Below are 20,940 nucleotides of genomic sequence, written 5' to 3'. Positions count from 1 at the left end.
GGGATGTGCCAATGGGGATGAATTCCAGGAAATCGCCGAACGTTCGCATGGCGATGAAGGCTCCGGGCATGTATTTGTTCCGCGGAACCGCCTCCTGGATAAAGACCTTCCTCAGCCTTTCCAGATATATAGGTCTTGATGAAACACCTATTAACCTTCGGACGTTGTTTGTACGTAACGGGAAAAACAGTGCAGGAGCCTTCACACAGGGTCAGGCGGCGGCATTTTCTTCCGGTTCGATCCAGACGATATGGTTCTTGTTGACGATCATGACCTTGCTTTCCCCGCTCTGGCTAAATACGTCAGACAGAACGATGAAAGTATTGAGCGATTTGGTAAAGATATCGGACACCCTATTTTCATCCCCCAGATTGATCTTTCCTCGCAGCAGAGAACCGTCAACGGTTTTAATGGACACCATGCTTTCTGTGATTTTTTTTACGGTATTCTTCGCACTGGATTGCATGACTAACCTCCTTTTTTTTAAATGCTTGATAAAAGTTCACCCAAGTATTTCAGACCTTTTAAGATGCAGTAAAGCCCTTTCCAAATCACTCATTTCCATTCGAAATCCAGCATTTTCTTCAAGGGCGACGTTTTACTGCAGGAAGCGCACCTGCACTCTACAGAACTGGAAATCCGCTGTCAAGCATTTCCACCTTTCATCCCGAGTGAATGAATCAACGAACCCTCTTGTTGTAACGACGATCAGAGATTTGTTGTTTGGAAACATTTCCAGTAAGGTTTCAGGATGTTCTTAATTTGAGCTGCAACCAGTTTGATCCGATCAAAAGCGGGATCTTTGCCGGATGCTTGTGACGCGGTTCCAATATCTTCAACATCAATATTCCAGCCTGCAAGGCCTGATATCAATGCAAGCCAGCAGTAAGGAAGGATGTGTTCGTTATAGCCGGAGGCAATCAGGTCTAATTCCCTGCCCTGACACATTTCGTCCGCCAGGCACCTGACCTTCTCGCCGATCATCCGGAAACCGCGTATGGGAAGGTCAAGGTTGGTCAGACTATCATCGCGGTGTGGATCGGAACCGCCATTACGGATAATGAACTGGGGTTTAAATGCCCGTACCAGTGGCTCGACGATTTCATCGAAAATGTGGCAATAGGAATCGTATCCCGCATCTGGCGGTAGGGGAACGTTGACGGTATATCCCTTCCCGTTACCGGTACCGATATCTTCGGCGAAGCCGGTACCCGGGTAGAGTGTACGAGGGTCCTGGTGCAGGTCTATGAAAAGCACTCTGGGGTCATCGTAGAAATAATCGCAAGTGCCGTTGCCGGCATGGGCATCCGTATCTATGATCAGTACGCGCTCGAGCTTGTAGGCGCTTATCAGGTAACGCGCTGCATAGGCAACATCATTATAAAGACAAAACCCCTCACCATAAGAGGCTGTTGCGTGATGTACGCCACCTCCAATAGAAACCGCTTTCTGATAAGCGCCTTGCTGAATAAGATCGCATCCGAGTTTGGCTTGGCCGATGATGAGCCTGGCCGCCTCTTCCAATTTTCCGGGAGTATCAAACGGCATATTGTCCATGCTCTGGTAGCGGCCAAAATCACCGTGAAATGTCGTTCCTGCATGGGCAGCCTTGTAGAACTCACGGGTAAAATCTATGTAGTTTTTGCTACAGATTAGGAGAAGATCACTGTCGGTTGCAGGTATTGCCTTTATTATTCGGTAATTGTCTTCTTCCGGGACTCTTTCCTTGAGAAAGTTGGGGAATATTTCATATCGGTCACCGCGAAAGGGATGGCCAGGTCCAAAATCATATTCCCGCAACTCATCGCGGTATAGTATGGCAATAGTCATAGCTGGTTCCTTATCCCTTCTATTTCCCGACTCATGGCTTGCCAATGGGTGCCTTGCCAGTAGAGGCGGCGGCAGGCCGGGCATTCGGCAAAATACTCTTGGGTTTGGTACACATAGGGCGGCACACGGCCCTTGATCGCTTCTTTAAATCGTTCCTCTAACCTCTGGTTGCATTCGAGGCAAATGGTAAAAGGGCGGAAGCGGCTTTTATCCAATCTCAGGGTGCTGATGACCTGCTGCACCTGTGCCTTGAAACGGTCACTCTCAATGAGGATAGCTTTAATACGGCCACCGACGATATCACGACGTTTCATAATCCGTCGGTCGCGGGTCAGCAGGATGCGATTTTCGGCCAAGGCAGCGGCAATTATCGCGGCATCGTCAGCACCCGTAAATAGTTGGGCATCAAAGCCTGCCATGCGCAGCCACTTCGCCATTTTGCCCACATTATGGTCAATAATAAATTTAAGCTCTGTGTATCTCATGGCTTTCTAATCACGGGAACAAACCTGACTGGGACTAAAACTACACCACTACATTGTCATTTCAACTGGTGAAATATGCCGTCGTCTGTGTCACAGCTTTAATTCCCACCGATATTTTGCTCCCATCGGATTTTTTGCCATGTACGACAAATTCACTCAGTCCCACGACGTTGTTTTCCCAGATGAGGTCATTGTTGTCAGGTGTGATTGCTGTCAGGTTTCTGGATATTTTTTCTGGCGTCACAATTGCGGCGTCTGCACACGCTTTCGCGTATTCGGCTTGAGGGTCGTAAGCCGTGGAATTATTCCCACAACCCGTAAGTGTTAACGATGAAATAAAAAGAAAAAATAACGCCCAGGACGCTAAGGGGAAAGACTTGCCATGAAATTTCATTTCGTCCTCCATTATTTTGATAAGATATTGCTATTTCAGAGGAGAAGTATAAGTAAAGCGGAACCGTATGTCAATGAAATAGTTCCGTAAAATGTTGTTTTGGAGGTGCTGTTTAAGAGGATATCAAGCAATAGACGGGATGGCCAGAGAAGCGCGGCACTGTAAAAGTGGTGGTTGAATAGCGGATGATGTATCTTTCATCCCGAATTTGCGCCGACGGTCAATAGCTTCACATTTCGATTGGTTATCAATAGGGCCGATCGTAATCAAATATCAGTGAAGCCGCGCGCCTAACACAAAGCAGCAAGCAGGGTGGATGACATATTTTGAGGATTTGCGGTTGAAATGATCGGTTTATATCCCCTACTGAGCCGCATTAGATTTTCAAGCTTATGACGCCGGCACGGTTTGTTTTACATTGCCTGGTTTCATTGCCCCCTGTGTTGCGCCTTGAGCGTGTGGCATGCAACTTGCTGTTAAATATAATATTAAATACCGGAAAGGAGTTTGCCATGCAAGTTTCTACTATTGATCAGATCGGAAATACCCTGCCAAGCCACGCGAAGGCTTCTGGTGCGCGGGCAAGAGCGAGTAACCAGTTCATGAATGTTCCGTCCAGCGTTTTTGACAGTGACAGTAAGGAAGGCAATAGCAGCCGGCAAGATTTTCCTATCGAGACCCACAAGATTGATGGAGCGGAGCGTGGAAGACCGCTGACGGCTCCGGCAGGGTTGACGCAGGCGTTTGAAAAACTAACTGAACGAAGCGCTGAGCACCCTGATAGCAAAGGCCTGTCTGTTGCCCAAGAGAGAATTCAGAGCAACATAGAGCGTTATATGGCGCAGATCTCTGTCGCAATGCCTCCGGCGCCTGATGTGCCCAGTGTGGAAACTACCGCCTGAGTATTTCTACAATAGTACCTCAGGCAGTAGCCACATGCCTGGGGTATATTACCTATTAAAGATTATCTGAGTATTCCGACGCAAGCCGCCACCAGAATATGATCGAAAGGACTGCTCGGCCCCCGCTCATCCGAAAAATCACCCTTCCAAAACTGCTCATTACGGGCGATTATACGCAACCCCAAAATAGTCCAACTAATGTTTTTATCAGGGGGGAGAAAGACATCTTGCTTAACTACCCGGAAATGGGTAGAATTATAGACTGAGAAGGAGAGTTGCATATTTTTCCTGTTGAGGTATCAGTTTGGATAAGTATATGGGGCGAACCAAAAGTTTTCTGTTTGTTAATATTTGTTTCATCATCTTTTCCTGCGGCCTCGCTTATGGGTCCTTGACAATCGAGGAAGAAAAGAAACTGGGGAGTGAATTTTATGATAAAATGGAAAAGAGCAATATCATCTATCACAATTTGCGAGTTGATGAATATATTACCAAATTAGGCGGGCAAATTGTCGCCAAGATTCCCTATTCTCTCTTCGAATATCGTTTTTCCGTCATCAACAGTCCTACTATCAATGCCTTTGCTACCCCGGGTGGGTACGTCTATGTTAACATGGGTCTAATCACCTTGGCGGAAAATGAAAGCGAGCTGGCTGGCGTGCTGGCCCATGAAATAGCCCACGTCAGTGCCAGGCATATTGCTGATATTGTTGCTAAATCTGCTAAAATCAACATTGCCACACTGGCAGCCATCCTGGCCGGAGCTTTTCTGGGTGGTGGTGGCGATATGACTGCTGCCGTGGCCAGTTTTTCTCTGGCTACGGCCACGAGTTTGAATTTAAAATACAGCCGGGAGCATGAAGAAGATGCCGATCGCCTGGGTTTGTCCTATTTGATTAAAGCCGGCTACGACGGCAACGCCATGCTTGATTTCTTGAAAATCATGAGACAATACGAGTTTTATTCCAGCAACGTGCCTTCATATTTCTTAACCCATCCGGGGACAGATGAGAGGATCAGGTATCTCGATGCTTTGTTGCAGAGCCGATACGCCGGCGGTAGTTCAAAAAGCTTGTCCGGCCAGTTTAAACGCATCCAGACGGTTTTGCTGTTTGAGAAAAAAGATTTTAATGAGAATTTAAAATTCTTTCAGTCGGCGTTAGCCAAGAATAATGATGACCTGGATTCCCTTTATGGCTTGGCGGTATCGCAAGACAAGCTGGGTCTTACCGCAGCATCCCTGGAGAGCTTCCAGAAGGCCATAAAGTTGGCGCCTGACGATAGTGATATTTTACGGGATTTCGGCATTGTCTATCTTAAGAGCGGTAATCCCGGTGAAGCCACGCAATACCTCAGGAAGGCGGTGGAACTTGACGGTAATGATGCCATTGCCCTGTCTTACCTTGGTAAGTCGTACGAGGCAGACGGCAATTATCTGGCGGCAATTCCAATTTACAGACGATTGGCAGCGAAAAATCCAACCGATGTAGAGGTCTTTTACAGCCTGGCTTTTGCCTATGGCAAGACGAACAATGCCGGCGAGTCCCATTATAACTTCGGAATTTATTTTAAGAAAAAAGCCAAGTTGACGAGCGCCTTGTTCCACTTCAAGGAGGCCCTCAAGTATTTCCCTCCTAATAGTCCCCAGGCGAAAGACATTGCGAACCAGATGAAGCCGCAGGCCCCCCCGGATATCCAGAATGAATTAAAGCCGCCGGAACCAGGTAGAAGCCCCCGGGGAGTTAAGAAATATCTACATTATCTATCTGTTGGGGTAACAACTCCTTCTTGGCGTAATCAAGATAAATCTTTTCCTTGGTAAAAAGGTCGAAAAGATCTTTGTCTATATGCCCGTCTTTTACCATGAAGGACATAATTTTCAGTGCTTCCGACAGCGTCTTGGCCTTCCTGTAGGGACGGTCGCAGGCCGTCAGCGCTTCAAATATATCGGCGATGGCCAGGATGCGTGATTGCAGGGAAATCTCTGCGTCTTTCAACCCAAAAGGATAGCCGGTGCCGTTAAGCTTTTCATGATGGGTGGCGGCATAGCGGGGGACATTTCTCAGGTGTTTGGGAAAGGGTAATTGAGAAAGCATCTTATGGGTTACGATGGCATGTTTGTTGATGATCTCCCGCTCTTCGTTGGTCAAGGTGCCTCGGCCGATAGTCAAGTTATATATCTCATTATCCGTCAGGAGGGCAATTTCCTGGCCATCACAAATCCATGTCCGCAGCCCGATATCTTTTACCCTGGCGATCATTTCATTGGCCATAAATTCATCGCCAGTGTTTGCAGTAACCAGGAAATTAAAATCAGCGGCCAAACTCTTCAAGCGTTCATCTGCCTGTTCACTATCTTGTATCTCCGGGCGCGAGGTTTCGGATGCTTTCTTCCCGGACATTCCAGATGCATCATCGCTGATCCCCCCTCGACAAGTTTCTAGTTGACGATCCCGCTTGAGTACCTCAAAGCGCACCTTTAACGTTTCTATCCGGTCGTAAATGGTTTCCAGCTTCGTGGCTTTATCAACGACGTATTCCGGCGTCGTGATCTTGCCTATGTCGTGCAGCCAGGCGGCCATTCGCAGTTCTTCCAGAAGCTTGTCATCAAAATGCGTACTGGCATAAGGGCCGGCAGTAATATCATTTATTATTTTCGCAATAGTAACAGTTAGCTCCGCGACACGCTTAACATGGCCACCGGTATAAGGTGATTTTTCGTCAACAGCCGTGGCTATGGACTTGATAAATGAGTTCAAAAGATTTTCCAGATTACGGATCAGGAGGTTGTTGGAAAGGGCTACCGCAGCCTGAGAGGCTAATGATTCGGTCATCTGTTGGCATTCATGAGAGAAATTAACGACAGTATTCTCGACGCTCTCCTGGGCATTTAGCAACTGCAAGACGCCGATAATATCATTTTCGTGATTTTTCAGTGGGACCACCAGCATGGATTGGGATCGGTAGCCGGTATCGGCATCGAATTTGCGGGTGCCTCGAAAATCGAAGCCATGCGCATCATAAACATCAGTAATGTTGACTACTTTACCTGAAATGGCGGCGTAGGCGGAAACATTGGTAAAGTTGGGGCTTCCATCGGCATTTTTCAGCATTACGGGCGGCCAGGTAATTTTACTGCCGGTCCCACCCATGCGAATGTTTAGTTTGGTGTTTTGTACGATAGCAAATTGCAGCGCCGTTTCGTCGTCCGACATGATGTAAAGAGTACCCCCATCGGCCTGGGTAAAATTACGCGCCTCGTCCACAATTAATTCCAGAAGACGGTCAATATTTTTTTCCGCCGACAGGGCGACCCCTATCTGGGTAAGTTTACGGATTAATTCCAGTTGATGTTCTGTATATCCCTTCACTTCACGCACCAAGGTACTCAGGAGACGATTGATCTGGGTGTCTTCGGTATATTCTGTCATTTCGTTTTCCCCCTTAGCTTTCATGGTTTTTCCGTTAAAAGAGATGTTAATTCATGCCCAAACCTTTTCAGCCAGGCAGTCAGAGTTTTTGAACATTGCGGCAACTTCATCCTCAGTCATACCGGCGCCGCGAGCTATATTTTGTGCCTGGCTTCGTGAGACAATATCATCAGGGGAATGGGTGTCCGTATTTAAAACAAGCTTGGCCCCGCATTGGCGGGCTGTTTTTAATACATGTCCGTTAGTCAAACTATGTCCGCGGCGGGTGGTGATTTCTAAATATATGCCCTTCTCGCCTGCCAGCGAGGCTTCTGCTTCGGTTATCAGGCCGGGATGGGCCAGAATATCAATGTCTGATTGCAGTGCGGCCAGATTTGTCCCCGGCGCTACCGGCTCGGCAATTGTCTCACCATGCACTAAAACGATCCGGGCGCCCAAACCGCGAACTTCTTTAGCCAGTTCGGCGATATATATGGGCGGGACGTGCGTCAATTCAATGCCCGGAATGACCTTGATGTCGTAGGCCTCCGACAATTTACGGCAGACTTTTACGATGCGGGGGATAACAAAATCCACATTGGACTGATCGCCATGATCCGTAATGGCAATGGCTCTGTAACCGGCGACTTTGGCGCGCCGGATCAGCTCCGAAGGGATCAGTTCTCCATCGCTGAAAATAGAATGGGTGTGCAAATCAAACACTGGCGACTCCTATCGTGTTAAAGTCATTATTTGTTCAGCCATTTTCCCATGCGCGGAAGTTCCTCCTTCTCCCATTGGGGGGAATGACGCAGGCGGAAGAAGGCGGCAAAAAGCCGGTCCATCGTTTCTATGGCTGTTTCAACAAGGTAAATCCTCTCCATATTTTGCCCTTCCCGATCCGGCTCGTCTTCGCTGTCCGTAGTCGTCGGCAATTTTAAAGACTGGTACTGGAAATAATCGGCCTTGAAAGTAAACTCCCATTTGGTAGCGTCATTGGTCAGCCTCAGTCGGGCTTCGGTAATTTTTTTCCCCTGACGGAGTGCTTCCCTGGCTTCCTTCATGTCGGAGTGTAATCCCTGACAGACGACGGTTTCCGAATATTCCCCATCGCCCGAGGTCAGAACCAGTCTTTGCAGAAATATGAGTTCAATCTCATACTTGTCAGGGATAGCAATAATGCCGTTCCGTTCTTCGCTTTTGAACCATAACCAGGTAAGAAATTCTCTGCCCCAGAAAACAGGATTCGTTGCGGCGTTGGCATCCGGGTGTTGTTGATTGACGATTTCATTGCTTGCCGCGTCCGCGATCTTTTCTTGCTTCCCCCCGGCGGGATAGGATTCCCAGGGCAAAAAGGGCAGCAAGGTAAGCTGGAAGGATTCCTTGAAGTATGTTCCAAATTCTTCAATAACCTTAGGCGCCAGGGAACCAAATATTATGCTTTTTTTCTCCGGTGACCAGCAAAGCTCATAAAAAGAGGGAACGTTAAGGGCCTTGGTTTGCAGTTCCAGTTGCACCCTTTCCTTAATTTCTTCACGTTCATGGCGGTAGAGCCTTTTCTTGTCGCTCCCGGCAAGCTTTTTCTTTTCGGCCTCCATCACTTTAAGTTTCAGGAGGGAGGGAGGAACGGGGCGGCGGTCGGAACGTAGGGAAAATATGAGGTGTTCACCGCACTTATATTTTGCATAGGTGAAATCGGTATCCAGCACGTTTTCCAAGCTCGTCCAGCCCATATTTTTTTCCAGGGCCTCTCCTGCCATGCTGGAGAAGGCATACTGTTTAAGGCGCTCGTCAATGAAATCATTGAATTGTTCAGGCATCTTGCCGATTATATGGTAGCGTGAGAAGCTCCAGGTTCCCTTCAGTAGTCCCATTGATATTCTCCTTTGAGGCGAAGCTAACGCAGTTTGGCGAGGCTGTCAAGAGAATAGGGGGCTGTCAACAAGAGTCTGACACAATATGCTGTGAAAAAATCTTCTTGACATATTTTCTTGACATACAAGTCCGTTCTGCTTATAGTTTTCCCGTCAAAAAGCAATGCCTGATCAAAACAAAGAAAGGATGACCATCATGATAAAAGAAAATTGTTACTTGCTGTGCTGCCACAAGTTTTTCCGGTTTTTCTGGGTCATGCCGTTGTTGCTTCTCTTGCCGTCAGTCTCACTTATGGCGGCCGAGGGTACCGCTCATCTTAGCTTTCAAAAAGCGGCTCCCGGTAATGACAATAAACAAGCCTACGTTATCAGAAGCGGGGACTCGATTTCCCGTATCGTCCAGAAACTGGGCTGGACAACCCCGAATTACAAGATGATCAGGCGGTTAAACCCCCATATCACTGATTTAAACCGAATTTATCCCGGGCAGAAGCTCATCCTGACGCTTCCGGGAGAAAAAAGCGGTCTATCGGAGGTCGGTAATTACACGGCCAAAGAGGGTGATTCCATAACCAGCATCATCATCTCTGAGCTGAATACGTCGCCATCCGAGGCGGTAAAAGTATTAAGGTTGATTAAACAGTTGAATCCGGAAGTTACTGACTTCAACAAGATTTATCCCGGTCAGGTTATAAAAATTCCGCGTAGCAAGCTTTCTCCTTCCGCCCCGGCCATGCCCCCCCCCGCTACTGAGAAATATCTGCACGTTCTCCGTAAGGTAATTGAGCAGTTATATGGCAAGGTAATTACCAGTGGCAACCATTATATTCCCCTGCCCGAATCCGGTCAGATCATCGTTGACCGCGCAATAGTCCCGGTCGTAGAACTGGAAGACGGGACGACCATCATGCTGGATCACGCAGGACGTATGCCCGATGTTCTGGCCGACATTATCCAGTCGAACGGGAAGAATTATCACGTGGTGAAGATCGTCAGCGGTCAGAGTATCGCTTCTGTATTGCAGAAAATAATTCTTTTATCCTCATCCTTGCAGATGGTGAAGGTGGAGAAGCCGTTATCTTTCGACAATACCCCTCAAGGTAAGCTATCCCTGGACTGGTTAATCACTAAGAAGTCCCTTTCCGGGAGTGCGTTTTATCAGTTGGGCCTGATTTTTACCGCCGACAAATCAAAAATGCGGCCCAGTGCTCCAATAGTAAATTGCGCGCTGAAAAAAGGCATCAATGTCTGCGAGATTCTGGAGGATAAGGTGCGGATCAATATCCTGGATCCGGCTCAAATCCGCCCGCTTCGCTGATCAAGGAACCAAACGATCAGAACAATTATTACTTGGTAAAATCGAACCTCGATAAACGGGATTCGTAAGTGAGGATTTCCTTGTGGTGCGATCATGGAGATAAAAAAAATCGGCATTGTGGCGAATGTCAAAAAGGAGAAAGCACCGGATTATACCCTGGCACTGCGCGATTGGCTCAGAAAGCGGGGTATTGAGGTATTACTGGAAAAGGGGATTGCCGCAAGGCTCTGCGATGAACAGGGCTTGGAACGCAAGACGCTGGCCGCCAACGTTGATCTGCTCATAGTCTTTGGCGGTGACGGCACGATCCTGCGCACGGCACGTTTCACACTGGGATACGCTACGCCTATCGTCGGTATTAACCTGGGCGGGTTTGGATACCTTACCGAGGTTAACCTCAATGAGATGTATGAAGCCCTGGAAATCATTCTTAGAGGAGATTTCGAGGCTGATCAAAGAATGATGCTCGACGCCGCGTTAAACGATCAGGAGGGGGATGAAAAGATCTACACGGTCCTCAACGATGTTGTTTTGAATCGAGCCCATCTCTCCCGGATAATCTCCCTGGAGACGTATGTAGACGGTCGTTATCTCATAACTTACAAGGCTGACGGGCTTATCGTTGCCACACCCACGGGATCAACGGCTTATTCCCTTTCGGCCGGCGGGCCGATTGTTTTTCCCCAGCAGAACGTCATCATCATTAATCCGATCTGCCCCCACACCCTGACCAACCGTCCGATCATCCTGCCGGCCGATGTTTGCGTGCAGGTAATTCTGCGCACCAAAGAGCAGGGGGCGATGTTAACCCTGGACGGACAGGTTTCCTTATCATTAAAATCCGGCGACACCTTGAAAATAAAAAAATCACAGCACGTAACTACCCTTGTTTCTTCTCCCCACCGCGACTATCTGGAGATTTTACGCACCAAGCTCGGCTGGGTTGGCCTCGTAAACGCAGGAGCGACGCATGCGTCGCCCCTGCCTGAGCGGACTCCTTATGTTGACTGACTTGTTGATCAGAAACTTCGCGATCATTGACGAGCTGCAAGTTTCCTTCGGCGACGGTCTGAATTTAATATCCGGAGAAACCGGTGCCGGTAAGTCAATTATTATCGGCGCGATAAGTCTGTTGCTGGGAGATCGGGCGTCAACAGACATGATCCGGTCTACCGAAGAGACGGCGCTGGTGGAGGCCTGTTTTCATATTGCCGGGATGGAACCCCTCCAGGAAAAGCTGCAAGAACTTGGTCTTGATGGCGGCGATCAATTAATCATCAAAAGGACAATCTCGCGCTCCGGGAAAAACAAGGTTTTTATCAACGGCAGTATCGGCAACCTGGGAATGCTGTCTTCCGTATGCGAGTTATTGGTAAATATTTGTGGTCAGCGCGAACATCAGGTGCTTCTCAATAAGGAAAACCATATTGATATTCTGGATGACTTCGGTGGTCTGCGGGCCGTCCGGCAGGAGTATGAAGGATTCTATGGCGACTACTTGTCCTTGAAGTCCAGCCTGGCGGAGCTTGAATCTCAGCAAGCCGGTAACAAGGCATTGGAAGAACTGCACCGGTTTCAGCTTAGGGATATCGTGGATGCTGCTGTCAGTCCGGGGGAAGATGAATTATTGCAGGACGAAAAGAGAGTTATTACCCACACGCAGAAATTAATCGCCTATGCCGATACGGCCCATGATAAGCTTTACGGCAGCCAGGGCTCCGTGCTGGAAGGACTCCGCTTTGTCTTTAATAATATCAGGGAGATAAAAAAGATTGATGCGGGAATGAGGATAGCGGAACAGGACCTGGACGGTATATATTATCAATTGGAGGATATAGCGTTAGGCCTGCGCGATTACGGAAAAAATCTATCTATTGATCCGCGCCGTCTGGAGGCAATTGAGGAGCGCCTGGAGCTTTTAAGCCTGTTGAAACGTAAATATGGAGGAACGCTTGCGGCTGTTTTAAAAAGTAAAGCGGATTTGGAAAAATCACTGGGGGATAAATCCGCGCTTCATGAGGAGGTCGAACAAAAAAAGAAATCGTTGCTTGAGATTAAATCCAGGCTGCAAGACCAGGCACACCTTCTTTCCGGGCAAAGACGGCAGACGGCAGCGCGGCTCCAGTCGGCCATCGAGGCCGAAATTCATACCTTGAAAATGGATAAGGCTGCCTTTGAGGTGTTACTGCAAAAGTTACCGGCAGGTGGAGAACAGTTTCTGAACGCAAAGGGCATGGATGACGTCGAGTTTTACCTTTCCACGAATCGGGGCGAAGAATTGAAACCCCTGGCGCGGATCGCCTCCGGCGGCGAACTCTCGCGGATAGTGTTGGCCATGAAGAAGGTTTTGGCCGGCAGCGGTTCGGTAGGGACAATTATATTTGATGAAGTGGATAGCGGCATCGGCGGAGCGGTCGCCGAGATCGTCGGAGAAAAGCTCAGAGACGTGTCCGGACATTACCAGGTCATCTGTATTACCCATTTGCCTCAGATTGCCTGCTTTGCGAACCGCCACTTTCTCGTTGCCAAGCAGGAAACGGCCGGGCGCACGATGACGATCATTCGTTCCCTGACGGAAGAGGAGCGCCTTGAGGAAATAGCCCGAATGCTGGCCGGTGTCGAACTAACGGATAAAGCGAGGGAACACGCACGGGAAATGCTGAATGCGTCAAAACCAGATCCCCGATAGAAGCACTCGGGGATGACAAAAAGCGTCTCGAGCCAAGGTGAGGGAGATTTGCAATGTTAAGAAAAGCCTGCATCGGTGATGTAAAAACAATTCATCGGATGATCAACGTGTCGGCCGGCCGGGAGGAGATGTTGCACCGCTCCCTCATGGACATCTACGGCAGTCTGCGGGATTTTTTTGTTTACTGCGACGAAGAAAGCCGTCATATTCAGGGCATTTGCGCCATGAATATCATATGGGAAAACCTGGCCGAAATCCGTTCCCTCTATGTTGATGAGCCGTACAGGGGGAAGGGGATTGCCAGAAATCTCGTGGAGGCCTGCGTCTCGGAAGCCATTACCCTCGAACTGTACCGGATATTTACCTTAACCTACCAAAAAGAGTTTTTTTCTCACCTTGGTTTTAAGGTGGTGGACCGCTCCTCCCTCTCGGAAAAAATATGGTCGGATTGCTTTCGCTGTTCAAAATATCCCGATTACTGTGACGAAGTGGCAATGATCATAGAGTTATGAAGGAAATTAGATGCTTAAAGTAAAAGCTGTTGGCCTGTCCTTCCTTTTGATCTTTCTGGTGTCGGGATGCGGAGGGAAAGCGGTGCAGCAGATTTCAGGCAGGATTATTTCCCAACCCGCTTCTTTTCTTGAGCTTGTACCGAGCAGCAGCATTGACTCCCTGACGGATGACCTGGACGTCGCTTCCCTGTCCCTGGCCATTGATCGTAGTCTCCAGTATTTCAGCCGGTTTAATGATGCGGACGTTTATTATGTGGGCGCCCGCCAAAGTACTATAGCGGAAATGGAGGAAACACTGAAAGTCTTCCGGGATATTGTCAGCGGGGCCGAAGCGGATCAGGCAAAACAGAAAAAAATCAGGGATACTTTCGATTTCTACAGGTCCCGGGGAGATGATAATAATGGGCGGGTCATCTTTACGGGTTATTATGAACCGATCCTGAACGGGTCCCTTTCGAAAACGACGCAGTACCGATATCCGCTTTACCGCGCTCCGGATGAGACGGTCGCGCTTAATGCAGGCAAGTCTGTGGGGAGAATGGTCAAGGGAGAGGTCTTGCCGCATTATAAGCGTGCGGATATAGACAGCGACAAGTCTTTGGCTGGAAGGAATCTGGAGATTGTCTGGGTGGATGACTTTGTCGCCCTGTTTTTTTTACAGATTCAGGGATCGGGAAAAGTGCGCCTGCCCGATGGCAGTTTGATCCAGATCGGCTATGCACAGTCCAACGGTTACCCTTATCGCAGTATATCCAATTATATGGTGGATAAGTGTATGTTATCAAAAAACGATACTTCCCTGCCGGCGATCAAAAAGTACCTGCGGGAACATCCGGACGAGATGGAACGGATTTTCAACTACAATGAGCGGTATGTTTTTTTCCGCCTGTTGGACAAGGGGCCGATTGGCTCTTTGGGCATTCCTGTGACGGGTGGCAGGACCATCGCCTCGGACCCGGGAGTATTTCCTAAAGGGGCTTTAGCCTTTATAAGGACGCGCAAGCCGTTAATTGATAAAGGGGAAGTAGCTAAATGGATTACATTTTCCAGGTTTGTCTTAAATCAGGATACCGGCGCCGCCATCATCGGCGCGGGCCGCATAGACATTTTTTGTGGCGGCGGTGCTGAGGCAGAAGGCATGGCGGGCAGATTGAAAGAGGGGGGGGAATTGATTTTTCTGTTAAAAAAGAAGTAATTCCGGCCAACAATCAACAAAAATTTCTTGATTGTTCAATTTCTTTATGTTAGCGGTATTGCTATATCGGTCTGCAAATGCCCTTGAAGTTTAGATTTTTGAAGCTTTTGATGGTTCTATGGTTGCCGTGCGGCAACTGGGTGGTTTGAATAATAACAACTTGAAAGGGGGACGTGAGAGAATGACGAAAGCAGAGTTAGTTACAGTAATGGCAGGGGGCGCAGGTATTACCAAGGCAGCAGCGGCATTGGCTCTGGAGACCTACGTGGCCACCATTGCCAAGGAACTAAAGAAAAACGGTAAGATCGGTTTGGTAGGTTTTGGTACTTTTTCCGTAGTGAAGAGAAAGGCCAGAGAGGGAAGGAACCCGCAGACTGGTAAAGCAATCAAGATTCCGGCCAAAAAAGTGGTAAAATTTAAGGCAGGCAAGGCGCTTTCCGAAAAAGCGAAATAATAAAACGCAAGTATTACGATTTATTAAGGCCTCCGTTTGTCTCTGAGAGCGGAGGCCTTCTTGCATTCATATAATACTCCCCATCCCCCCTTTAGCAAAGGGGGGTTAAGGGGGGATTATAATTATTGACTGGGAGATGTTTTGAAAAAACGTATCGCGAGCGGCATGCGCCCGACGGGTAAGCTGCATTTGGGCAACCTGCACGGGGCGCTTGATAATTGGGTAAGACTGCAGAATCAGGGTGATTATGACTGTCATTATTTTATTGCCGACTGGCACGCTTTAACCAGCGATTACTCCGATACCGGTCTCATGAGAGAAAATATAACCGATATGGTTATTGACTGGCTGAGTGTCGGACTGGATCCGGATAAAAGCACGCTCTTCGTTCAGTCCCATATTAAAGAGCATGCCGAGCTCTTCCTGCTGCTCGCCATGATTACTCCCCTGGTGTGGTTAGAAAGAAATCCTACCTATAAAGAAGTTAAAAGTGAACTGGTGGAAAAGGACCTGGCGACTTTTGGTTTTTTGGGTTATCCGGTGCTAATGGCCGCCGACATTATTATGTACAAGGCCTACGGAGTCCCGGTGGGCGTGGATCAGCTTCCCCATGTAGAACTCACGCGGGAGATTGCCCGGCGGTTTAATTATTTTTACGGGGAAGTATTTCCTATCCCGGAGACCTTGTTGACTGTTGTACCCAAGCTCATGGGAATAGATGGCAGGAAAATGAGCAAATCGTACGATAACTCGATTTTTCTGAGCGACCGGGGCGAGCAGCTCCGTCAAAAGGTGGCCTCCATGTTCACCGATCCCCAACGCCAGAGAAAAAGTGATCCTGGCCGCCCCGATCTATGCAATGTTTTTGCCTATCACGGACTCTATTCTCCTGAGGATGATGTCCGGCAGATATCCGCAGCCTGCCGAACGGCCGGGATCGGTTGTACCGATTGCAAGGGAAAGCTTGCCGGGAAATTGGCCGCCAGCCTGCAACCTGTTCATGAACGTCAGGATTATTATCGGGCGCATTCCGGGCAAGTGCAGGAAATCCTCGCCGCAGGAGAAGCAAAGGCCATGGTAATTGCCGCAAACACTATGGCCGAGGTGCGAGAAGCCCTGAAGGTATAAGCATGGCTTATGAGATAAAACTGGATGTTTTCGAAGGACCGCTCGACCTCCTGCTCTATCTGATCAAGAAAAACGAGATAGATATCTACAATATTCCCATCGCCCTCATCACGGATCAGTATCTTGATTATCTCGAAATCATGCGTTCTCTGAATCTTGACCTGGTCGGTGAATACCTGGTCCTGGCCTCAACGCTGATTCACATAAAATCGCGGCTGCTGCTGCCGCGCGAAGAAGATGACGAAGCGGAAGATGGACAGGATCCCCGGGTGGAACTGGTCCAGCAACTGCTTGAATACAAGTCCTACAAGGAAGCGGCATTGCGCCTGGATGGGCGGCTGCTGCTGGAAAGGGACGTCTTTAAAAGGGCTTATTCCCTCCCGGAAATGCAGTCAGCAGATGATGGCGACACCCAGGACATCGAACTGAATCTCTTCGATCTTGTTGCCGCCTTTCAAAAAATGGTCGCTCAACTGGGCAAGGAAGAATATCTGGAGATTGAGGGCGAGCATCTGTCCCTGGCCGACCGGATAAATGAAATAATGGACAGGCTGACGCAGGCGGGGAATCTTGTTTTTGAAGACCTCTTTGATAGACTTGCGGACAGGAGAATGATCATATATACTTTGCTGGCAATTTTAGAACTCATGAAATTAAGAATGATTAAAGCCTATCAGACGGGACCGTTCGGCGTAATCAGAATTTTCAGGGCCGTTGAGGAAATACATAGTGCCGAGGACTGAGTGAGAGCTTTGAATTTCTACCTTTTTTGTCACCCCGGCGAAAGCCGGGGTCCAGAAGGTATTGAAAAGACTGGATACCGGCTTTCGCCGGTATGACGATTTGCCGCGTTTTAGGAGAAATTCAAACGTATCGAAGAGGTATGCAGGTGGATGAAATACGGAGCATCATGGAGGCGCTGATTTTGGCCTCGGAAAGCCCTATCTCGGTGGACAAAATAGCCGCGGTCATCGGTGCCGCCGATAAAAAGGAAATAGAATGCCAACTGCAGGCAATAGTGCGTGATTTCGAGGAAAGAAGGGGAGGCCTGTGCCTGCAAGAGGTGGCCGGGGGTTTTCAGTTCAGAACGAGGAGCGATCTCGGTCCCTGGATCAAGAAGCTAAAGGGCCTGCGATCCCTCCTGACTCCGACGTCTTTAGAGACGCTGGCCGTAATCGCATACCGCCAACCCGTAGTCAAATCGGATATAGACAGTATCCGTGGTGTTGATGCCGGGGGAGCAATCAAGAAGCTGCTGGAAAAAAAACTGATCCGGATTATGGGTCGGAAAGATGTTCCGGGCAAACCCATGATCTACGGCACAACGAAAAAATTTCTCGAGGTTTATAATCTCCAGGACCTTTCTGATCTGCCTACATTGCAGGAATTAAAGGAACTTCAAGAGTGAGGACAAGGGTGGAAGAAAGATTGCAGAAGGTCATCGCCCAAGCCGGATTGGCCTCGCGCCGCGACGCGGAAAAAATGATCGTCGCCGGGCGGGTCAGTATAAACAATCAGGTCGTTAAACAGTTGGGAAGCAAGGCGGATATTGAAAAAGATGAGATCCGTGTGGACGGGATGCTTATTTATGCAGAACTGGAAAAGGTATATGTCATGCTTAATAAGCCCAGCGGCTACGTGACAACCCTGCGTGACCCGCAAGGGAGGCCGATTGTGTCCGATCTTTTACCCACTGATGTGGTCAGGGTTTTCCCGGCCGGCCGACTCGATTATGATTCGCAGGGCTTGCTCTTGCTGACCAATGACGGCGATCTTGCCCAGCGGCTGATTCATCCCCGTTTCCGCATTCCCAAAGTTTATCATGTAAAAATTAAAGGCAGACTATCGAATTCTGAATTTCGTGCCTTGCAGGCCGGCATCGAATTGGACGATGGCAAATTCAAGCCTGAGGACGTGCAGGTGGTAAAGGTAAATGAAAAAAGCACACGGCTGTCAATTACCTTGCGATCGGGTAAAAATAGAATAATCAGAAGGGCTTTTGAAGCTCTTGGCCATGATGTTGTGGAGCTTGTACGCATCCGTATCGGCGACCTGGAACTGGGTAATTTGAAAACAGGCGCCCATCGCTTTTTAACAAAAGCAGAAACCCAAAAACTTTTTTCTTTTGCCAAATGAAGAAAATCTGTAAAAATTTCTGTAAAAATTTCTTGACTAACGAACTAAAATAAATAATAGTTCAGAAAACTTGAACAAGGAACTGCCATAATACCCTTAATAAATTCTAAATAGCACAGGCGCGAACCAGGAGGAAAGAGTATGAATAAATCAGAACTTATTGAAGAGTTGAGTAAAAAAGAAAATCTGACAGAAAAAAAAGCCATTGACGTTGTAAACCTGATATTTAGAGGCTTTGCAGATGAACTAAAGAATGGCGGCCGCATTGAAATTCGCGGCTTCGGAAGCTTTGTGGTGAGAAAATACGGCGCCTATACGGGCAGGAATCCGAAGACGGGCGATAATATCAAGGTTCTACCCAAGAAATTGCCTTTTTTCAAAGTGGGCAAAGAACTCAAAGAAATGGTTGACAAACGCAAGTAGCATTAATCGCTTACTCGTTAATCCTGCCGATCTGACAGGAGGCCAGATTTACACGGGTGGCGCTCACGAGCCGCCCGTGCAACTGATTGCGGATAAATACCATACAGACAGAGATGCTTCCTTCAGAAGATTATTCCCTCTTCCCGAAAACTGAATGTCGCGTTGTCGCCGATGATAATGTGGTCATGGACAGCGATATCCATTACTTTTGCCGTGTCTTGAATCAGCTTGGTTAATCTGATGTCCGCCTCAGACGGCCGGACGTGGCCCGACGGGTGGTTGTGGACCAGGATGATGGAAGAGGCCTTTCTTTTGAGGCAGCACTCCAGGACTTTGCGCGGATAAACAATGGCCTGGTTAACAATACCCTCCTGAATAATATCCATCTCAATGACGCGGTTCTGGGCGTTCAGGCTGATGATGCAAAACCGCTCATCCTGAAGACCGCCGAAGGACATCTTGCAGTAGTTCAACAGTTCTGCGGTACAGCTTATTTGAATCTTTTCCCCGGCCTTGTCTTTGAGATAAAGAGCGCCAATATCTTTGGCCAGTTTTATCAAAATAGCCGTGTGCATGGTGATGCCTTTTATCCCGGTGAGCGCCGATAACCCGGCGTCCATGACGCCCTTGATAGAGCCGAATTCCCTCAACAGATCCTTGGCCAATGGCTTGACATCCCTGCGCAGGATGGAGAAAGACAACAGCAACTCCAAGGCTTCGTAATCGAGCAGGGCGTCCAGGCCGGAGTCAATAAATTTACTTTTCAGGCGTTCGCGGTGCTTAAGGTAATCGGGTTCCCTGATCTCCATGCCTTATACGGTCTCCCTGGTTTATATGAAAATCCCCCCCATCCCGCCTTTACCAAAGGGGGGAATCGTAAAGTCCCCCTTTAGCAAAAGGGGAGTAAGGGGGATTTGATATGTATTTTCATGTTTCGTTGTGCCTGCCTCGAGCGTAGGGGTTAATTTGTTTTGCCGCAAGTCTTCTTTTATTCTTTCTCATAACTGATCATTCAGGTCAAGCCGTCATATTGGAACCTTAAACTGTTGCAAAAAGTCACGCAATATGACAGAGGAGGAGCATGATTTTATTTGATGTTTTCTTAGAGACGCTGACGCGCGTGTTTTATATTGCTCTTGTTGTTATTTCCCTGCTCTTTGTTGTCGAATGGTCAAATCATAAATATGGCGACAGGTTAGTATCTTTTTTTGAAAGACGGAAAAGACTTATCCCTTTATGGGCGGCCCTGCTCGCCCTTCTGCCTGGTTGCAACGTAGCCGCTGCAGTTGCTCTTCTTTATGCCAAGGGATTAGTTTCGGCAGGCACATTAATCGCGGCGATGATGGCAACTTCCGATGAAGCAATTTATGTTTTTATTCCCGCTGGTTATAATTTTATCCCTTTGTATGTGGCAAAATTTAGTTTGGCTGTGGCAACCGGAATATTGTTTGATTTATTTTCCCAGCGCGTAGTTACGGCATTCAAGCTGGAAATTTTTCAGGTGGACTATTGTTGCAGCATCCATCATCATATTCACGATCTGCGGGGAATGGCAAAACACGTTTTAATCCATGGGGCAAAGATTACCGGGCTCGTTTTCGTGATTCTTCTGGCCTTCAACTTCATAAAAGATTTTTATGGTTTTGAAGCAATTTCAATGACTATTTTATCAACCGGCATTTATCAGCCGTTTTTAGCGGGCATTATCGGTCTTGTACCGGGCTGTGGAACTTCGGTTGTGATTGCGACGCTCTTTACTCAAGGCTTGATTTCATTTTACGCGGCATTTTCCGGTCTTTCTATTGCCGCAGGTGATGCAGTTTTGGTCCTTATTGCCAACAAAGTTCCCACGCGGGAAATCATCATTATTCTTTCTTTAATTTTTACGATCGTTGTTTCGGCTTCGTATCTTTTACTGTTCTTTAAAATACCGTTTTTTTCATAACCGAGCCCTCACCATCAACTTAATTGTTTTACCCGCTCTAAATCACCTCTGACCGGAGGTCCAGACCACGACTTGCCCATTGTGCTAAATTTATTATCAGACATTAGAGCCTCTTGCAAAATGAGCATTGTTACGAGGGTTATCACGATTCCCTTGCTGTTTTTCTGCCGTTCTCACTTCAGAGAGGGTGACTGGTTATTATTTACCCGTATTTTCGCAAATAGCCCATATTGATGGGCGCACCT

Annotated in this window: 22 protein-coding genes; 14 read left to right on the top strand and 8 right to left on the bottom strand. The window is 48.1% G+C overall.

Annotated features, from left to right (window positions below; genetic code table 11):
* Positions 1-211 precede the first annotated feature (211 nt).
* The 4 genes from NT140_05145 to NT140_05130 form a co-directional block, all read right to left on the bottom strand.
* Positions 212-466: a hypothetical protein gene (locus tag NT140_05145; GenBank protein MCX5831262.1), complete on the bottom strand. Its 255-nt coding sequence runs from the start codon at positions 464-466 to the stop codon at positions 212-214.
* Positions 467-708: 242 nt separating this feature from the next.
* Positions 709-1,830: a hypothetical protein gene (locus tag NT140_05140; protein MCX5831261.1), complete on the bottom strand. Its 1,122-nt coding sequence runs from the start codon at positions 1,828-1,830 to the stop codon at positions 709-711.
* Positions 1,827-2,315, bottom strand: a complete 489-nt coding sequence (locus NT140_05135) for a Mut7-C RNAse domain-containing protein (protein MCX5831260.1) — start codon at positions 2,313-2,315, stop codon at positions 1,827-1,829. The genes NT140_05140 and NT140_05135 overlap by 4 nt, the downstream gene beginning before the upstream one ends.
* Before the next feature lie 61 nt (positions 2,316-2,376).
* On the bottom strand, positions 2,377-2,709 hold the full coding sequence (locus tag NT140_05130) for a hypothetical protein (GenBank protein MCX5831259.1): 333 nt from the start codon (positions 2,707-2,709) through the stop codon (positions 2,377-2,379).
* A 512-nt stretch (positions 2,710-3,221) separates the two neighbouring features.
* On the opposite strand from NT140_05130, the gene NT140_05125 reads away from it, so the two are divergent.
* Together NT140_05125 and NT140_05120 are read left to right on the top strand one after the other, a co-directional pair.
* Complete coding sequence (locus NT140_05125) at positions 3,222-3,611, top strand: hypothetical protein (GenBank protein ID MCX5831258.1); 390 nt, start codon at positions 3,222-3,224, stop codon at positions 3,609-3,611.
* A gap of 316 nt (positions 3,612-3,927) precedes the next feature.
* Positions 3,928-5,433, top strand: coding sequence for a M48 family metalloprotease (locus tag NT140_05120; protein MCX5831257.1), 1,506 nt, complete (start codon positions 3,928-3,930; stop codon positions 5,431-5,433).
* Here the strand turns inward: NT140_05120 and NT140_05115 are convergent.
* From NT140_05115 to rdgC, 3 genes are read right to left on the bottom strand one after another with little or no spacing between them, the layout of a single operon-like run.
* The gene (locus NT140_05115; GenBank protein MCX5831256.1) at positions 5,354-7,042 is read right to left on the bottom strand and encodes a GAF domain-containing protein; all 1,689 of its coding nucleotides are present in this window, start codon (positions 7,040-7,042) and stop codon (positions 5,354-5,356) included. The two genes, NT140_05120 and NT140_05115, sit on opposite strands and share 80 nt — an antisense overlap.
* Positions 7,043-7,093: 51 nt before the next feature.
* Positions 7,094-7,744, bottom strand: a complete 651-nt coding sequence (locus tag NT140_05110) for a histidinol phosphate phosphatase domain-containing protein (protein MCX5831255.1) — start codon at positions 7,742-7,744, stop codon at positions 7,094-7,096.
* A 26-nt stretch (positions 7,745-7,770) separates the two neighbouring features.
* Positions 7,771-8,895 carry a recombination-associated protein RdgC gene (rdgC, locus tag NT140_05105; GenBank protein ID MCX5831254.1) on the bottom strand — a complete coding sequence of 375 codons (1,125 nt, stop codon included), beginning with the start codon at positions 8,893-8,895 and terminating at the stop codon, positions 7,771-7,773.
* A 196-nt stretch (positions 8,896-9,091) separates the two neighbouring features.
* On the opposite strand from rdgC, the gene NT140_05100 reads away from it, so the two are divergent.
* The 11 genes from NT140_05100 (at position 9,092) to NT140_05050 (ending at position 18,750) form a co-directional block, all read left to right on the top strand.
* Entirely contained in the window at positions 9,092-10,213 is a 1,122-nt protein-coding gene (locus tag NT140_05100) for a LysM domain-containing protein (GenBank protein MCX5831253.1), read from the top strand.
* A 93-nt stretch (positions 10,214-10,306) separates the two neighbouring features.
* Positions 10,307-11,224, top strand: a complete 918-nt coding sequence (locus NT140_05095; protein MCX5831252.1) for an NAD(+)/NADH kinase — start codon at positions 10,307-10,309, stop codon at positions 11,222-11,224.
* Positions 11,184-12,902, top strand: a complete 1,719-nt coding sequence (gene recN / locus NT140_05090) for a DNA repair protein RecN (GenBank protein MCX5831251.1) — start codon at positions 11,184-11,186, stop codon at positions 12,900-12,902. The genes NT140_05095 and recN overlap by 41 nt, the downstream gene beginning before the upstream one ends.
* Before the next feature lie 53 nt (positions 12,903-12,955).
* Complete coding sequence (locus tag NT140_05085; protein MCX5831250.1) at positions 12,956-13,414, top strand: N-acetyltransferase; 459 nt, start codon at positions 12,956-12,958, stop codon at positions 13,412-13,414.
* Positions 13,415-13,424: 10 nt separating this feature from the next.
* Positions 13,425-14,609 carry an MltA domain-containing protein gene (locus NT140_05080; GenBank protein MCX5831249.1) on the top strand — a complete coding sequence of 395 codons (1,185 nt, stop codon included), beginning with the start codon at positions 13,425-13,427 and terminating at the stop codon, positions 14,607-14,609.
* A gap of 181 nt (positions 14,610-14,790) precedes the next feature.
* Positions 14,791-15,063: an HU family DNA-binding protein gene (locus NT140_05075; protein MCX5831248.1), complete on the top strand. Its 273-nt coding sequence runs from the start codon at positions 14,791-14,793 to the stop codon at positions 15,061-15,063.
* Between the two features lie 141 nt (positions 15,064-15,204).
* Positions 15,205-16,191, top strand: a complete 987-nt coding sequence (trpS, locus tag NT140_05070; protein MCX5831247.1) for a tryptophan--tRNA ligase — start codon at positions 15,205-15,207, stop codon at positions 16,189-16,191.
* Between the two features lie 2 nt (positions 16,192-16,193).
* The gene (locus tag NT140_05065; GenBank protein MCX5831246.1) at positions 16,194-16,934 is read left to right on the top strand and encodes a segregation/condensation protein A; all 741 of its coding nucleotides are present in this window, start codon (positions 16,194-16,196) and stop codon (positions 16,932-16,934) included.
* Positions 16,935-17,080: 146 nt separating this feature from the next.
* Complete coding sequence (scpB, locus tag NT140_05060) at positions 17,081-17,599, top strand: SMC-Scp complex subunit ScpB (GenBank protein ID MCX5831245.1); 519 nt, start codon at positions 17,081-17,083, stop codon at positions 17,597-17,599.
* 8 nt (positions 17,600-17,607) lie between these two features.
* Entirely contained in the window at positions 17,608-18,327 is a 720-nt protein-coding gene (locus tag NT140_05055; GenBank protein MCX5831244.1) for a pseudouridine synthase, read from the top strand.
* Positions 18,328-18,468: 141 nt separating this feature from the next.
* Positions 18,469-18,750 carry an integration host factor subunit beta gene (locus NT140_05050; GenBank protein ID MCX5831243.1) on the top strand — a complete coding sequence of 94 codons (282 nt, stop codon included), beginning with the start codon at positions 18,469-18,471 and terminating at the stop codon, positions 18,748-18,750.
* Between the two features lie 122 nt (positions 18,751-18,872).
* Here the strand turns inward: NT140_05050 and radC are convergent, their stop codons facing one another.
* Positions 18,873-19,559, bottom strand: coding sequence for a DNA repair protein RadC (gene radC, locus NT140_05045; protein ID MCX5831242.1), 687 nt, complete (start codon positions 19,557-19,559; stop codon positions 18,873-18,875).
* A gap of 272 nt (positions 19,560-19,831) precedes the next feature.
* Here radC and NT140_05040 point away from each other — a divergent pair, with 272 nt between their 5' ends.
* Positions 19,832-20,695 (top strand): arsenic efflux protein, encoded by an 864-nt coding sequence (locus NT140_05040; protein MCX5831241.1) that lies wholly within the window; start codon positions 19,832-19,834, stop codon positions 20,693-20,695.
* Positions 20,696-20,940: the final 245 nt, after the last annotated feature.

This window comes from Deltaproteobacteria bacterium (genome assembly GCA_026388415.1).
Classification (GTDB): Bacteria; Desulfobacterota; Syntrophia; order Syntrophales; family JACQWR01; genus JAPLJV01.
Note: the sequence above shows the minus strand (reverse complement) of the source record. Positions and strands in the feature narration are given on the sequence as shown.